The sequence below is a fragment of the Gracilibacillus sp. JCM 18966 genome (genome assembly GCF_055392695.1).
Genome location: NZ_AP043883.1, coordinates 41,023 through 57,526, shown reverse-complemented (window position 1 = coordinate 57,526; position 16,504 = coordinate 41,023). Strand labels below are relative to the sequence as shown.

The 16,504-nt window shown below is 39.7% G+C and carries 13 protein-coding genes and 1 pseudogene; 9 read left to right on the top strand and 5 right to left on the bottom strand.

Features of this window, described 5'->3' with window-relative positions; translation table 11 throughout:
- The first annotated feature begins 11 nt into the window (after positions 1–11).
- The 4 genes from ACZ5N5_RS00350 (at position 12) to ACZ5N5_RS00335 (ending at position 5,122) form a co-directional block, all read left to right on the top strand.
- Positions 12–1,196 carry an acetyl-CoA C-acyltransferase gene (locus ACZ5N5_RS00350; protein WP_464367778.1) on the top strand — a complete coding sequence of 395 codons (1,185 nt, stop codon included), beginning with the start codon at positions 12–14 and terminating at the stop codon, positions 1,194–1,196.
- A 45-nt stretch (positions 1,197–1,241) separates the two neighbouring features.
- The gene (locus ACZ5N5_RS00345; protein ID WP_464367779.1) at positions 1,242–3,014 is read left to right on the top strand and encodes an acyl-CoA dehydrogenase family protein; all 1,773 of its coding nucleotides are present in this window, start codon (positions 1,242–1,244) and stop codon (positions 3,012–3,014) included.
- 29 nt (positions 3,015–3,043) lie between these two features.
- Complete coding sequence (locus ACZ5N5_RS00340; protein ID WP_464373048.1) at positions 3,044–4,699, top strand: long-chain-fatty-acid--CoA ligase; 1,656 nt, start codon at positions 3,044–3,046, stop codon at positions 4,697–4,699.
- Positions 4,700–4,975: 276 nt separating this feature from the next.
- Positions 4,976–5,122: a hypothetical protein gene (locus ACZ5N5_RS00335; protein ID WP_181397443.1), complete on the top strand. Its 147-nt coding sequence runs from the start codon at positions 4,976–4,978 to the stop codon at positions 5,120–5,122.
- Here the strand turns inward: ACZ5N5_RS00335 and ACZ5N5_RS00330 are convergent.
- Positions 5,119–5,392, bottom strand: a pseudogene (locus ACZ5N5_RS00330) (heterodisulfide reductase-related iron-sulfur binding cluster); the annotation flags it as partial. The gene ACZ5N5_RS00335 and the pseudogene ACZ5N5_RS00330 overlap by 4 nt on opposite strands.
- Before the next feature lie 385 nt (positions 5,393–5,777).
- Here ACZ5N5_RS00330 and uraA point away from each other — a divergent pair.
- Positions 5,778–7,061, top strand: a complete 1,284-nt coding sequence (gene uraA, locus ACZ5N5_RS00325) for a uracil permease (protein WP_464373047.1) — start codon at positions 5,778–5,780, stop codon at positions 7,059–7,061.
- Positions 7,062–7,158: 97 nt separating this feature from the next.
- On the opposite strand, the gene ACZ5N5_RS00320 is transcribed toward uraA, so the two are convergent.
- Together ACZ5N5_RS00320 and ACZ5N5_RS00315 are read right to left on the bottom strand one after the other, a co-directional pair.
- Positions 7,159–7,338: a type II toxin-antitoxin system antitoxin gene (locus tag ACZ5N5_RS00320; RefSeq protein WP_054860969.1), complete on the bottom strand. Its 180-nt coding sequence runs from the start codon at positions 7,336–7,338 to the stop codon at positions 7,159–7,161.
- A gap of 24 nt (positions 7,339–7,362) precedes the next feature.
- Entirely contained in the window at positions 7,363–8,208 is an 846-nt protein-coding gene (locus ACZ5N5_RS00315) for an SPFH domain-containing protein (RefSeq protein WP_219987218.1), read from the bottom strand.
- A 509-nt stretch (positions 8,209–8,717) separates the two neighbouring features.
- Between ACZ5N5_RS00315 and aspD the strand changes: the two genes are divergently transcribed.
- Positions 8,718–10,313 carry an aspartate 4-decarboxylase gene (gene aspD, locus ACZ5N5_RS00310; protein WP_277679074.1) on the top strand — a complete coding sequence of 532 codons (1,596 nt, stop codon included), beginning with the start codon at positions 8,718–8,720 and terminating at the stop codon, positions 10,311–10,313.
- A gap of 66 nt (positions 10,314–10,379) precedes the next feature.
- Positions 10,380–11,375: a glutaminase gene (locus ACZ5N5_RS00305; protein ID WP_277679073.1), complete on the top strand. Its 996-nt coding sequence runs from the start codon at positions 10,380–10,382 to the stop codon at positions 11,373–11,375.
- Positions 11,376–11,554: 179 nt separating this feature from the next.
- Here ACZ5N5_RS00305 and ACZ5N5_RS00300 read toward each other — a convergent pair whose 3' ends face one another.
- Together ACZ5N5_RS00300 and ACZ5N5_RS00295 are read right to left on the bottom strand one after the other, a co-directional pair.
- On the bottom strand, positions 11,555–12,475 hold the full coding sequence (locus ACZ5N5_RS00300; RefSeq protein WP_464373046.1) for a helix-turn-helix transcriptional regulator: 921 nt from the start codon (positions 12,473–12,475) through the stop codon (positions 11,555–11,557).
- Entirely contained in the window at positions 12,472–14,730 is a 2,259-nt protein-coding gene (locus tag ACZ5N5_RS00295; protein WP_464373045.1) for an ATP-binding cassette domain-containing protein, read from the bottom strand. Before ACZ5N5_RS00295 ends, ACZ5N5_RS00300 begins: the two co-directional genes overlap by 4 nt.
- A gap of 213 nt (positions 14,731–14,943) precedes the next feature.
- Between ACZ5N5_RS00295 and ACZ5N5_RS00290 the strand changes: the two genes are divergently transcribed.
- Positions 14,944–15,525, top strand: coding sequence for a DapH/DapD/GlmU-related protein (locus tag ACZ5N5_RS00290; RefSeq protein WP_464373044.1), 582 nt, complete (start codon positions 14,944–14,946; stop codon positions 15,523–15,525).
- Positions 15,526–15,651: 126 nt separating this feature from the next.
- Positions 15,652–16,437 carry an aminoglycoside nucleotidyltransferase ANT(9) gene (ant(9), locus tag ACZ5N5_RS00285; RefSeq protein ID WP_464373043.1) on the top strand — a complete coding sequence of 262 codons (786 nt, stop codon included), beginning with the start codon at positions 15,652–15,654 and terminating at the stop codon, positions 16,435–16,437.
- The last annotated feature ends 67 nt before the right edge of the window (positions 16,438–16,504 follow it).

The window sequence follows — 16,504 nt, the reverse complement described above, 5'->3', positions numbered from 1 at the left end:
AGGTGAACCTTGTGAGAGAAGCAGTGATTGTATCGATTGCACGTACACCGGTAGGAAAGGCAAAGAAAGGCGGATTTGCCCAAACACGGATAGAGGATTTAGGAAGTACGGTTTTAAATGCGGTCATCAAGCGGGCCAACGGATTAAAAAAAGAGGATGTGGAGGATATCATTATTGGCTGTGCCATGCCAGAAGGAGAGCAGGGCTTAAATGTGGCAAGAATTATTTCCCTATACGCTGGTTTTCCGGCATCCACTCCAGCGATGACGATTAATCGTTTTTGTTCGTCCGGCTTGCAGTCGATTGCGTTTGCAGCAGAGCGTGTCATGCTTGGTCATGCTGATGTGGTGATCGGTGGAGGAGTAGAAAGTATGAGTCATGTCCCGATGTCAGGGTTTAAGATGTCCCCACATCCACAGATCGTTGAGGAAATGCCAGAAATCTATATGGGGATGGGTTTTACGGCAGAAGAAGTGGCAGAAAGATATCAAGTATCCCGAAAGGATCAGGATCACTTTGCCGTAGAAAGCCACCAGAAAGCAGCTGCAGCTGTGAAGGATGGGAAGTTTAAGGAAGAAATTGTCCCAGTCCACACAGTCCATAAGGGTGTCGATGAAAACGGCAAGCGCTGGGAAAAGCAATGCATTGTCGATACAGACGAAGGCATTCGATCAGATACAAGTGTTGACATACTAGCAGGGCTGAAGCCTGCATTCAAGCAGGGAGGGTCTGTAACAGCCGGAAATTCGTCGCAAATGAGTGATGGTGCAGCAGCGTGTGTGTTGATGAGTAAAGAGAAGGCCGAAGCACTTGGTTTAAAGCCTTTAGCAACGTTCCGCTCTTTTGCTGTCGCTGGAGTGGAGCCTGAGATTATGGGCATTGGTCCCATCAAGGCGATTCCAAAAGCCCTCGATATGGCAAAGGTTAGTCAGGATGAGATCAAGCTTTTTGAAATAAACGAAGCATTTGCAGCACAATGCTTACCAGTCATTCGCGAATTGAATATCGATAAGGAGAAGGTCAATGTAAATGGGGGAGCGATTGCACTTGGCCACCCTCTCGGATGTACAGGAGCTAAGTTAACCTCAACCTTACTTTATGAGCTGAAGCGACGAGGCGGTGGGTATGGGGTCGTTTCAATGTGTATAGGCGGCGGTATGGGGGCAGCTGGTGTGTTTGAAGTGCACCCAGATTGATACTCGCCGAATCTAAGCACCATGATAGAAAGGGGAACGAAAATGATGGGTGAAAAAATAATAGGTGGAAGCTTTATCATTAACGATGTCGATTATAACTCGGTGATCACACCGGAGGATTTTACCGAAGAGCAGCGAATGATTGGCGAAACAACAAAGGATTTTATCGAAGGCGAGATTTTGCCACAGGATGAAGCGATTGAAAGCTTAAATTATGATCTCACCGTCAAGCTCCTACAAAAAGCTGGAGAATTGGGGCTTCTTAGTGCAGATGTGCCAGAACAATATGAAGGCCTTGGTTTAGACAAAATAAGCTCGACATTAATTAGTGAGCGATTATCAAAGGCATCATCGTTTGGTCTATCCCTTGGTGCACATGTCGGGATTGGTACATTGCCGATCGTTTATTTTGGCACAGAGGAGCAAAAGAAAAAATACCTGCCTCTCTTAGCGAGTGGGGAAAAAATTGCCGCCTATTGCCTAACAGAGCCATCCTCTGGTTCGGACGCGCTTGGTGCCAAAACAACCGCCACATTATCGGAGGATGGGAAGCACTATATTTTAAATGGGACAAAGCAGTTTATTACGAACGCGGCTTTTGCTGATATTTTCATTGTTTATGCGAAAGTAAATGGCACAGATTTTAGTACATTTATTGTGGAGAGAACGATGGAAGGAGTTAGTGTCGGACCAGAAGAAGAGAAAATGGGGATCAAAGGCTCTTCCACCTGCCCCCTAATTTTAGAAGAGGTGAAGGTTCCCGCAGAAAATCTGTTGTGGGAGGTTGGAAAAGGTCATCTCATTGCCTTTAATATATTGAACATTGGTCGATTTAAGCTTGCCGCTGGTTGTCTCGGTTCGTCTAAGGATACGATTGAGGAAGCATCAGCCTACGCGAATGAAAGGGTTCAGTTCAAGCAGCCGATCTCATCCTTTTCTCTTATTCGAAGAAAAATAGCGGAAATGAATACAAAGGCATATGTTTTGGATAGTATGGTCTATCGGACTGCTGGATTAATAGATTCGAGTATGGAAGCGATTGATTTCAGCAGGTCTGATGCAGGAGTGGCGTCTGCCAAAGCGATTGCTGAATATGCGTTAGAATGCTCGATCAATAAAGTATTTGGTTCAGAGACGTTAGATTTTATTGCCGATGAGGGAGTTCAAATTCACGGTGGCTATGGATTTATCAAGGAATATAAAATCGAGCGCATCTATCGTGATTCACGCATCAATCGAATTTTTGAGGGAACGAATGAAATTAACCGTTTGCTCATACCAGGGACACTGATTAAGCGAGCAATGAAGGGCGAACTCCCACTTATGCAAAAAGCACAACAGCTACAAGAAGAGCTGCTTACCTTTATGCCACAACGGACGTTTACAGGGCTCTTGGAGCAAGAAGAGTACCTCATTAAGATGGCGAAAAAAATATTCCTCATGATTGGCGGTCTAGCCGTACAAAAATACCAGCAAAAGCTAGATTCAGAACAAGAAATCCTCAGTCACTTAGCTGACATCATGATCCAAGTGTATGCAGCGGAAAGTGCGTTTCTTAGAACGAAAAAGCGAGTTGCCAAAGAGGGCGAAGAGAAAGCGGCTAATGCCATCGCAATGACGCAAGTATTTGTCCACGAATCGTTTGAAACGATCGAAGCGCTCGCCAAGGATTCGTTAGCTCAGGTGGAGTCTGGAGATAGGCTAAGTACACAGCTATCTGTCTTAAAAAAGCTAGCGCGCAGAACACCGATCAATACGATAGAACGGAAAAGGCAAATTGCAGCACGTGTCATTGCAGCTGAGAAGTATGTCGTTTAAAGGCCCATAGCCAAAAAGGAGAGTTGGATATGTCTGAAAAAGTATGGTTAGAGTACTACCCCGAAGAAGTCGCACCGTCATACGAATATCCAAAGCAAAATTTGGCTCAATTTATGATAGACACAGCAAAAAAGTTCCCGCAACAAACCGCAATTTTTTTCTATGGAAAAAAGATCACTTATGAGCAGCTATTAAAAGAAACCTATCAATTCGCAAATAGCTTAAAAAAGTTAGGGCTCGAAAAGGGCGATCGGGTAGCAATTATGCTCCCGAATTGTCCTGCATCCATTATCGCATACTACGGAGCATTAATGATTGGTGCGATCGTCGTTCAAACCAATCCTCTTTATACAGAAAGAGAGCTGGAGCATCAATTGAATGATGCTGGTGTGAAAGTCGTTATTGCCTTGGATCATTTGTTTAAGCGTGTCCAAAACGTATTGCCGAAAGTAGAAGTAGAGCATACGATTTTTACCTCCATGAAGGACTACTTGCCCTTTCCTAAAAATATCCTGTACCCAATCAAGGCCAAAAAAGACGGTTTATCAATGGAGGTCAGCTATGATCAGCATACCCATTCGTTTAAGAAACTCCTATCTAATGCGCCAGCTAAGCCGATCAATGTCACGATAGATGTGGAAGAAGATTTGGCATTGCTTCAGTACACAGGAGGTACAACTGGCGTTTCCAAAGGTGTCATGCTTACTCACTATAATCTTGTCGCCAATACGTTGCAGACGAGAGCTTGGGTATATCGGAGTGAGGAGAAGAGAGAACGATACTTGGCGATGCTCCCCTTTTTTCACGTATTTGGAATGACTACACTCATGAACCTTTCTATAAAATTAGGTGGCATGCTTATTCTTCTCCCTAAGTTTGATGTAAACATGGCGCTCAAGCTAATTGACAAAATGAAGCCGACTACCTTTCCAGGAGCACCAACGATGTATCTATCATTAATCCATCATCCAAAAATAAAGAACTATGATTTATCGTCCATCAATGTATGTATTAGTGGTGCGGCCCCATTACCGGGTGAGGTCCAGGAAAGATTCGAAGAGATAACAGGTGGTAAGTTGATTGAAGGTTACGGATTAACCGAAGCCTCACCAGTCACCCATGCGAATAACATATGGGAAAAACGGAAGCTCGGCTCGATTGGGATCCCTTTTCCAGATACAATCGCAAAGGTAGTCGAGCCGGAAACAGGAAAAGAACTTGAAAACGGAGAAGTAGGGGAGCTGATCATTCAAGGACCACAAGTGATGAAAGGCTACTGGAAGCGACCGGAGGAAACGAGTAATACCTTAAAAGACGGCTGGCTTTATACAGGTGATATGGCCAAAATGGATGATCAAGGCTTCTTTTACATTGTCGATCGAAAAAAAGATCTCATCATCGCCGGTGGATTCAATATTTACCCTCGAGAAATTGAGGAGGTCTTGTTTGAACATCCAGCGATAATGGATGCAGCCGCAGTCGGAGTTCCGGATGAATACCGAGGCGAAACAGTGAAGGCTTACATTGTTTTGAAAAAAGGAGCGACCACAGACGAAAAGGAGCTGGAGAAGTTTTGCCGAGAAAGGCTTGCCGCCTACAAAATACCACGAATATACGAATTCCGAGATAGCCTTCCAAAATCATTAGTAGGAAAAACCTTACGCCGCCTGCTGGAAGAAGAATAATTATTGTAAGCGAATACAATGACGAATAAGAACCAAAACTAGAAAGCGAACAAGTAAAAATGGTACTTAAAACCGATTTAAGTACCAGAATTGCAACCCAAGATCATAAATTTGGTACTTAAAACCAATTTAAGTACCAAAAATGTAACCAAAGATTATAAAGTTGGTACTTATATAGCAAATATTGGAGGTCAAAACCCCACTCTTATCAAAAAGTGAAAACGTTCTTAGACAACCTGCCTTCGCCATAAATTAGTTACGAAGGGAGAGATTCTTTTGAGGCAAATAGATTGGACCTTGATATTGTTTGTTAGCTCTACCTTATTGCATGAATATTGGTTGTTATCGGGTCTGCCTCGTATTTACTTCTGGGATGGGAAAAGACAATTGAATGAGGGGGATGAGGATAGAAAAATTGCCTAATTCGACTTACAGCTTTTTAGCGATAGGTCGACGATATGAACTGCACGTACAGATTCGTTTACTCCTTCTCTCTTGATACTAAGCTTCTTTTGTAGTAAATAATCAGGATTTGCGGTCACAACAGTAGTTAACCTGTGTAGCTTTCGTGTGTTTCATTTTCGAATCTAATATTCTCATAGACATTTCTTTTTCAACTATATTATAGATACCCGCAGAGCCACAACAACCACTAGCGTACTCCATTTCGCAAAATTCAATATTATTAATCGATCACATGTTTTCAACATATTACGTAGTGACAAGAATTTTGATGGGTGATAATATGTTCTGGCAGTCGCCATTATTTCAAGTTGTTCTTTAAGAGTATGGTCGTTTAAAATTAAAGTGCCAATCCTTCCGTTTGCAAAAAAACATTGACATTTCGACAATATATTGTAATAATATTTGAGATAAGTTCATACGGTTACCTTTAATTCAGTCCTGTGAGACTGGCAAGGTGGAATAGATTCAAAGTCTGTGAAGTTCATAACCATAGCTAATCTGGTAGTCTATGGTTGTATCAATCCGCAAACACCTTGCTTTTTTTAGCAAGGTGTTTTTGTCTATTAAGCGGTAACTGTTTGAACCCTATATTTACTTCAAGGGGGAAAATAAAGTGGCAAAATATGATGAAATACAAGTTGACGAGCGTGTACCTTTTTTGCAGAGCTTACCATTAGGTCTTCAGCATTTATTTGCGATGTTCGGATCGACGGTTTTGGTTCCTGTACTGTTCGGTGTTAACCCTGCGACCATCTTATTGATGAATGGTGTCGGGACATTGCTCTATATTTTTATTACGAAAGGAAAGATTCCAGCTTATTTAGGCTCTAGCTTTGCCTTCATTTCACCAGTGCTTGTCGTATTAGGTCACTATTCGGGGATGGAGGGTTATAGTTATGCACTAGGCGGGTTCCTATTTGTCGGTATTATTTTATGCGTTGTTGCTCTTATCATCAAATTCGCCGGAACTGCTTGGATCGATGTCCTTTTCCCACCTGCAGCTATGGGAGCTATCGTCGCTGTTATTGGTCTTGAGCTTGTGCCGACTGCAGCAGAAATGGCAGGATGGATTGCGCCAGCAGATGCAGGGGCTTCATGGGCGATTGATCCTAAAGCGGCTATTGTATCATTCCTAACCTTGCTGATTACCATTATTTGTTGGGTAACCTTACGAGGATTTCTGAAAATTATTCCTATCTTGATTGGTATTATTGCAGGATATGTTATCGCCGCTATTTTTGGCTTAGTTGATTTAACAACTGTAAAGGAAGCGGCATGGATATCCATGCCAGAATTTTACCAAATAAAATTTGACTGGTCCCAAATCTTGATTATACTTCCTGCGGCAATTGTCCTTATTCCTGAGCATATTGGGCATTTATTTGTAACAGGAAATATTGTCAAAAAGGATTTGGCAAAGGAACCGGGCTTAGATCGTTCATTAGCGGGGAATGGGATTTCCACCATTATTTCTAGTCTTGTCGGTGCAACACCTAACACAACCTATGGAGAAAATATCGGGGTTTTAGCAATTACGAGAGTTTACTCCACGTGGATCATTGGTATGGCAGCTGTTATCGCTATTATATTATCTTTCTGTGGAAAATTAGCTGCACTGATCACATCGATTCCAACGCCTGTAATGGGTGGGATTTCACTATTATTGTTCGGTATAATCGCATCAAGTGGTATCCGCATGCTTGTGGAAGCGAAAATTGATTATAGCCGCTCACAGAATTTGATATTAACCTGTGTGGTGCTCGTCATTGGAATTAGTGGTGCTGCCATTAATATCGGGGATGTTTCCTTAACAGGTATGGGCTTAGCCACCATCATTGCCATTATTCTGAGCCTTTTCTTTAAAGTGCTTGATCAATTAAAACTGTCCAATGAATAATGTTAATAGCATGAGAAAAAGGATCTTAGGCTAAGATCCTTTTTCTATTTAGTAAATCAAAGGCATACACCACACCTACAGTAAAGAGGAGAAGAACTTAATCCTCCCCAATTTTTTTATCCTGAGTTTTAGGTAATCGCCCAGCTTTTTTGGCAGATTCTCGTAACAAAAATTCCACATGACTGTTTACACTACGAAATTCATCTTTGGCCCAACTGTGCAATATTTCATAGAGTTTAGGGTCTATTCGCAATGGGAAATGTTTTTTCTTCGTCATAGAAACCCTCTTTTTTAACAAATTTTATTGATATAGTGTGCCGGTATTAATGACAGGCTGTGCTCCATGGTCTGCTACGATCGAAACAAGTAAATTGTTAATCATGGCGACACGACGCTCCTCATCAAGGTCTACAATATTTTCTTTTTCCAATTGCTCGATGGCATCCTGTACCATTCCTACTGCTCCTTCAACGATTTTCCGTCTTGCTGCAATGATGGCATCTGCTTGCTGACGTTGTAACATAGCCTGGGCAATTTCAGTCGAATAAGCAAGATGGGTTAACCTTGTTTCGATAATTTCTACACCAGCAACTTCTAAACGATCCTGTAAGTCGGAAGCTAGTTCGCCGGACACCTCTTCGGCATTTCCTCTTAAGGTTAATTCCACGTTTTCAAAAGTGTCATAAGGGTATTTCGTTGCAACGGCACGAATGGCTGTTTCACTTTGAATTTCCACAAACTGCTCATAGCGGTCCACTTCAAATACTGCTTTTGCGGAATCTGTTACTTTAAAAACGATAACCGCAGCAATTTCAATCGGGTTCCCATTCACATCATTTACTTTTAATTTTTTACTATTAAAATTTCGAACGCGAAGGGAAACAACTCGTCTTGCAGTGAACGGTATCGTAATTACTACACCTTCCTGTCGAATACTACCCATGTATTTTCCTAAAAACGTAACGACCACTGATTGGTTAGGTTGGACTAACGTAATACCACTTCCAAGTAGGATGGCGATGAGAAGAGCTATGACTCCAACAACGAATTGTTCTTGAAAAAAGGTAAAAGCGGTTAAACCTAAGAGTAAAACGATAAGGAGAATACCTAGATAACCATTTATTGTCCATGCTTTTCGCTCCTGCAACATAATGAATATAACCACCTTTGTATGAAATATTTTTATATTATAATGATATCACTTATGTATATAAATGTAAATAATTATTAATATTTTCGGTCCTATATTAGAAAATGCAATACAATTGAGTCTGTGGACATTGATATTGCTTTAATGATACAAAGTATTACTTTTTGATAAAAAGAAGCCTGTGAAAAAGGATTTTTTGTTCATTATTCAAAATTTTAGCTCTATTCATTTATGGAAAACTTCAAAAAATGAATAGGATCACATAATGTGAGCGTTTATAAAACTCTTGTTCTAGGATACAAAAGTATTGTTAGTTCAGGCCATAAAGTAATATAATCACTCAAAAACTCAACATTCTGGATCGTAATGCAATAACCTTTAAGATCACCGAATTCTATCTCCTAAACATGCTGTTATCCTAAGAAATGTATCTTCAGATAATATTTCACGCCTAATAGTGGAATACTTATGTAAATGAAGATAGTAGATTGTTTAGGAGGATTTCGATGAATCAACTAAATAAAGCAAGTAGAATAAGCCCCTTTGAAATAAAAGAAAAACTTATTGAGCTTGCCAAAGGAAAAAAGAGGATAACTAGGACGATGCTTGATGCGGGTCGCGGTAATCCCAATTGGATTGCCGCCTCCCCAAGAGAAGCATTTTTTGCGCTTGGACAATTTGCGGTCTCTGAATCAAGACGAGTATGGGATGAAGGTGACTTAGCTGGCATGCCAAATCGTAATGGAATAGCAGAACGCTTCCAAAATTATGCGAAAGAAAATCCGCACATTCCAGGAATGCAGCTGCTAAAGGAAATCATTGATTACGGAATCAACAGAAAACAGTTTGAAAGAGATACCTGGGTCTATGAATTAGTAGATGGAATCATCGGGGATAACTATCCTAATCCTGGTCGGATGCTTGTTCGAACGGAAAAAGTAGTGCATGACTTTTTATCGAAGGAGCTATATGATCAGGAAAATACGTTTGATTTATTTGCAGTCGAAGGGGCCACGGCAGCGATGTGCTATATTTTTGAAACATTATATAAAAATCACCTACTTCCTAAGGGGTCCAAAATCGCGGTGATGGTTCCGATCTTTCCACCATACATAGAGATTCCAGAACTCCCGAATAATGCTTTTGAGCTCGTTAAAATTATGGCAACCGAAATAGATGAGGAGGGGAACCATACATGGCAATACCCTGCAGAGGAAATAGAAAAGTTAAAGGATAAGGAAATCAAGGCACTATTTCTAACCAATCCGAGCAATCCACCATCTGTCTCGATAAAAAAAGAAACCATAGATCAAATTGCACAAATTGTACAGCATGACAATCCTAATTTAATGATCATTTCTGATGACGTGTACGGAACCTTTGTAGAAGGCTTTCGCTCGATTATGGTGGATTTACCTTTTCATACGATTGGCGTGTATTCCTTTTCCAAATATTTTGGTGTGACAGGCTGGCGCTTAGGAACCATTGCTATAAGTGAGAATAATGTTTTTGATAAGTTATTGGAGGAATTACCTGAAAAAAAGAAAGAGGATTTAAATAGAAGGTATGCTTCTCTTACCCGAACTCCAGAACATACGAAGTTTATCGATCGAATCGTAGCAGACAGTAGAGATGTCGCCATGAATCACACCGCTGGACTATCGACACCACAGCAAGTACAAATGGCCTTATTTTCCATATTTGCCATGCTTGATACCAATAATGAGTATAAACAAAAAACCAACGACATTTTAGATCGAAGGATGCTTCGTTTATATGAAGGTCTAGGATTGCCGAAGAAGCATTTACCAAATAATGCAGACTATTATACAGAAATCGATCTGGAAATCTGGTGCAATCATTATTATGAAAAAGGCTTTACAGAATATCTTTTAGAAAATTATCAACCAGAAGATATTTTATACCGATTAGCCGAGAAATCATCGATTGTCCTATTAAGCGGTCAAGGATTTTTAGCACCAGAATGGTCGATTCGTGTATCACTTGCTAATCTTAATGATGAAGCCTATTCCCGTATAGGACAAGAATTAAAAGAAGTGATGGAGGAATATGTAATGGAATGGAAAGAGGGAAAAGGGTAGCTTATGTCCAATCCCCTGACTATTTTCCCAAGAAAATACACAAACTACCACCAGTGAGGTGGTTTTTTGGTACAGGGAGCTATTAATCAAAATACAAAACTAACAAAAGAATGGCTGCAAAATTATGTGGATGATTGGGTGACTTTTTACAGGAAACATACGAAGGAAGGGGAAGTCGCTTCCTACATACCACTTTTAGCGCAAGCTGATAAAAGACACTTAGGCATTTCCATCACGGGCATTAACGGGATGACCATAGAGTCTGGCAATGTTCAGATACCCTTTACGATACAAAGCATTTCCAAAGTGTTCACCTTTATTATTGCATGTATGGAAAGAGGCATTTCTTATGTACTGGATCGTGTCGATGTAGAGCCTACAGGTGCCGCTTTTAATTCCATTATGCACCTAGAAATGAAACAGCTCAAAAAGCCATTTAATCCATTTGTAAATGCTGGCGCTATAACAGTAACGTCACTATTAAACGGAAAAACATCGGATGAGAAACTAGTGCCCCTATTTCAGCTGTTAGAAAATATCCTAGGCTACCGTCCCAGATTAAACATGGATGTATTTGCATCTGAAAAAGAATCCTCGATGCGAAATCGAGCCATCGGCTACTATCTCGTCGAAATTGGCTCATTGGAATCAGACCTAGAGCTAACATTGGAAACCTACTTCAAGCAATGTTCGATCGAAATTTCCCTAAAGGATTTGGCCCGTATTGGGATGATATTAGCAAATGATGGCGAGGATCCAAAAACGGAGAAAAAAATTATTCCAAGACAAGTTGCCCGTTTAGCAAAGGCCTTGATGCTGACTTGCGGCATGTATAATGCCTCAGGAAAATTCGCTGCATATGTCGGAATCCCAGCAAAAAGTGGGGTGTCTGGTGGTATTATTGCAGTTTCACCACCAAGAGCTAGAAATGAGGAGCTCCCTTTTCTAGAAGGTTGCGGAATTGGGGTGTATGGTCCTGCGCTTGATGAGCAAGGCAATAGTATTGCAGGGATTAGGCTTCTTCGACATATCGCGAAGCAATGGGATTTGAGTATATTTTAGAGGGAGGGGTGTATTGTTGCCCTTCACTCACCATCAGTGGTCAAATCAATTTGGATAAGAAGTCGTTTATTAGTCTACTCAATACTATGGCAAATACCTAAAAATAAATAATTGTCTTAGTTAATTTAATATGTGGGTGTAACCTAATTCGTGAAGAACTATTCCAATAATGGAAAAGGTTATCCTCTATATAAATCTTTCATATCATCCAAGCACTTGGTAAACTTTTGCACCAACTCTTTCGGGTAAATAATACGGACTTTATTTCCAAAACGAAGAATTTGAATGATCGCTTTATCCATGGTGTAATATTTTTTCTTAACAATGAACGTCCCATCTGGATTAACCACTATTTCATCTTTTTGAAAGTTATCTAATACCTGTGCTCTCATCTCTCGGTTAAATTGGAAGCAGACGGTAAATGGCTTTATGCTGTTTCCAGATATTCCATCTTCTTTTTCATATATATCTTCCATTGTATACGGACGTCTCGTAAAATAGCGATTTGTAGGATGAATATTCAAGATCCGTGCTAGCTTAAAGATTCTGAGTTCTTTTCGTAGTAAACAATATGCCCACGAGTACCAGTGGTAGTCTTTTAAAAAAATCCCCATGGATTCTATCTCTCGCTCTGTTTCTTTTCCTTGATGATCCACATAGCGAATTTTAATTACATTACTATTTTGAATGGATTTGTATATTGTTTGAATATGTTGCGAACGATGATTCGAATGAGAAAGTTGTATTTGGATATTTTTATCTTGGGTGGGATCGGAGTCGATTAATTGATTAATTTTCGAAACCAATTCATTTATATCTTCGAAACCAGTAGCCTTTTCCATACTTTCTAACGCCCACCGTATAGAGAGTAATTCCTCTAGCGATAGATACTTTTTATCCCATTTGAACTGATCCGTTAATTCATAACCGCCTTCTTGACCAGGAAGCGATACGATCGGAATCCCTGCACGTTGAAGAGAATCAATATCTCTATATATCGTTCTCTCTGATACTTCGAAGTACCTCGATAAGTTCACCGCCTTCATTCTTTTCCTGTAAATCAGTAACACAATGATTCCTAATAAACGTTCGATTTTCAAGGTAAGTCCTCCTGTATATCATTTCTTAGATATTGTGCAGTTAGCGAGTTGCTCCTTGTTACTAAATTATGTGGAGTACCTACAAACATGATGTCTCCTCCATTTTTACCACCATCAGGTCCAAGGTCGATAATCCAATCCGCTTGTTTCATGATATCTAAATTGTGTTCAATCACTATGATGGTGCTGCCATTATCCACTAAACGATTTAGAATGGATAATAAATGGCTAATATCGAACATGTGAAGACCAGTTGTCGGCTCGTCCAAAACATAAATGTTGCCAGATTGGTGTAGCTCGCCAGCTAATTTCATTCTTTGACACTCACCACCCGATAAGGTGTTTAATGGCTGACCTAAAGTCATATAGTCTAATCCTACCTCTGAAAATGCTCTTAAGGTGGAAAGCACTTCTTCCTCCTGAAAAAAGGAAAGTGCCTCAAACACTGTCATGTCTAATACATCTGAAATGGATTTTCCGTCTAATTTATACTGAAGTACTTCGTCTTTAAACCGTTTTCCATTACATATTTTACAAGTTGTTCTCATACTTTCCAGAAATGCAAGGTCTGTATGAATAAATCCATTCCCTTGGCATTCTGGGCAGGCCCCCTCTGAATTAAAACTAAAAAGGGACTTACTTACTTTATTAGCAGAGGCAAACGAATTTCGAATGATATCCATTATGCCCGTATAAGTCGCAGGGGTAGACCGAATCGAGGTACCCACTGACTTTTGGTCGATTACAATCGCATTTGGATACTGTGCTAAAAATTCGTCTAAAATCAGTGTGCTTTTCCCCGAACCAGCTACGCCAGTAATAACAGTAAGAACACCACAAGGAATACGAGCAGTAACATTCTTTAGATTGTTTTTGGATGCTTTAACGATGGAAAGATACTCATTAAATGGACGGACTTCCTTTTTTAATAATTGTTTAGTTCTTAAATATCTTCCAGTCAATGTATCTGCTTCCAATAATCCTGTTAGATTTCCTTCATAGACAATTTCACCACCATTTGTACCTGCACCTGGTCCTACGTCCACTATATGATCAGCAATACGGATAACATCCTTGTCATGTTCAACCACTATAACCGTGTTTCCTTTGTCTCTAATTTTTTGGAGCATTCTATTAAGGCGGTGTACGTCGCAGGGATGCAATCCGATACTCGGTTCATCAAAAATATACATCATATCTGTTAAACTACTATTAAGATGTCTTATCATTTTTACACGTTGTGATTCTCCCCCAGACAAGGTGGATGTTTCGCGGTTTAAGGTAAGATAATAAAGTCCCATGTCAATGAGATGCTGTAATCGACTTGAAATGTTCGATAGGATAGGTTTAGCTATTGGATCTTTTATTGTTTTGATTACTTTTATTAATTCTCCGATTTCCATAGCAGTGAATTGAGCGATGTTATAGCCATCTATTTTGCAATTTAATACCTCTTGACTTAAACGAGCTCCATTGCATGTGGTGCAAGGTGTTATGGTAATGAATCTCTTAACATTATGCGATAATTGACGGATGTCTTTTTTTAAGTACATCCGTTTAAATCTGTCTATAACGCCTTCATAATATTTGGTGGGTTCGTCTTTTAAGGGTAATATAATTTTCTCATCTTTTCCATGTAGTAACATTTTCCATTCTGCATCCGTGTAATCCATTAACTTTTTATTCGGATTGAATAGGCCTGAGTTTAAATGCTTCTGCCAGTACCATGTTCCTACGGAAAACGTGGAAAACAAAATCGCTCCTTCGTTAAGGGATTTTGTATGGTCGAATAGTTTCTCTATATCTGGTTCAACCTTTCGTCCAATTCCCTGGCAGTTTGGACACATCCCTTTCGGATTGTTAAAAGAAAAAACATCGGATTCACCAATAAAGGGCTCTCCCACTCGAGAAAATAATAATCGCAATAATGAGTAAATATCTGTGATTGTACCAAGCGTTGAACGTACATTTCCTCCTAATCGTCTTTGATCAATCACCACGGCAGGGGATAGGTTCTCAATGGATAATGTATTTACTGGACTATAGGTTGGTAATCGATTTTGAATATATGTCGTAAATGTCTGATTTAACTGACGCTGAGCTTCCTTACTTATTGTGTCGAATACAATAGAAGATTTTCCAGATCCGGAAACGCCTGTAAACACAGTGATCTTCTTTTTTGGAATAGTGAGTGTTATATTTTTTAAGTTATTTTCCTTCAAGCCGACAAGTTTAACATAATGATTCTCAACCATTATTACCACTCCTGTAAGGTTAGCATAATATCATATAAAATCATTATACAGAAGTACCCTGACAACATTATGTCAGGATTGAAAAATAAATATAACTGGTTGCTGGGGTTTATGTTCGTTTATTTCTTGACCTAGAGTTAACTATAAGGAGTAACCTATTGTTAAAAGAGAATAATATCTCGAAATATAACTCAAAAGCTAGGTGAATGAATAATGAATATGGAAGAGTTTATTGAATTTTGCAAGAAAGGTAATCCGATTTCAGGTGTGGATCAAGAATTACATGAGCTTTTAACACAATGCAGCTATGATGCCCAAAAAATAACGATGAAATTGAACACATCCTATCATTCAAAAGAGGAGATAGTAGATATTTTTAGTGAGTTAACAGGATCGAAGGTTGATCCCTCTTTTATGTGCTTTCCACCGTTTTATACAGACTTTGGGAAAAATATCACGATCGGGAAGAATGTGTTTTTCAATACGGGTTGTTCCTTCCAAGATAGAGGAGGCATTACGATCGGTGACGGTACATTGATCGGCATGAATGTTACGATTGCCACACTTAATCATGGGCTATCCTTAGAATCTAGAAGCACGACATATCCATCTCCCGTTACGATTGGCGAAAATGTATGGATTGGTTCTAGCGCAACCATACTTCCTGGTGTTCATATTGGAAATAACGCCGTTGTCGCAGCAGGAGTAGTGGTGACTAAGGATGTTTCGGAGGATAGTGTGGTGGCGGGAGTGCCGGCGAAAGTTGTGAAGAGGGTGGATAGTGAAGGGGAGTGACACAGAGAAAAATAAGTTCTCTGTGTTTTCTCTGTTTATACATATGGTTTTCGATTGTAGATTTATGATATGGTGGTGTTATTCACGTAAACGAACAAGGCAGGATCAGAAGAGAGGAGTATTTACTTGAACAATTTGAGCAATGAAAAAATACCAGCACAAGCAATTCAAGCATTAAAAATCGTAGAGGAGTTATTTGGAAGTTCAATAATCGGAGTATATCTATATGGTTCAGCAGTAAAAGGTGGCTTACGCGTTAACAGTGATGTCGATGTCCTCGTGATAGTGAATAATCATTTACCTGAAGTAACTCGAAAGAAACTAATTGATAGACTAATGCTTATTTCTGGAAAGATAGGAAATAAAGATTCTTTGAGACCACTTGAACTCACGGTTATAAATCACAGTGATGTTATGCCTTGGCAATATCCACCAAAGAAAGAAATTGTCTATGGTGAGTGGCTTAGGGATGATTTTGAGAATGGTCAAATTCAGGATCCAGGCTATGATCCTGATTTGGCTATTGTTTTAGCACAAGCAAGAAAGAATAGTATTTCTCTATTTGGTCCTGATGCTTCAGATATACTTGCTCCCGTGCCTATGACAGATATTCGAGAGGCGATTAAGGATTCTTACCCAGAGTTGATGGAGGGTATCAAAGGTGATGAGCGTAATGTAATTTTGACCCTAGCTCGAATGTGGCAAACAATGACTACAGGTAAAATTTCTCCAAAAGATGTGGCTGCAGAATGGGCGATTCCCCTTTTACCTAAAGAGCATGCGACTTTAGTCGACATAGCAAGAAAAGCCTATCGAGGAGAGTGTATGGATAATTGGGAGGGACTAGAGAGTGAAGTAATAGCACTCATTAATTATATAAAAAATGCTATGAAATCTTATTTTTGTATCTGAAATGACCATTGTTATTCGGCTAAAACTTCCCGTTAGAATACAAGCAACACGAGTTAACTATCTATCA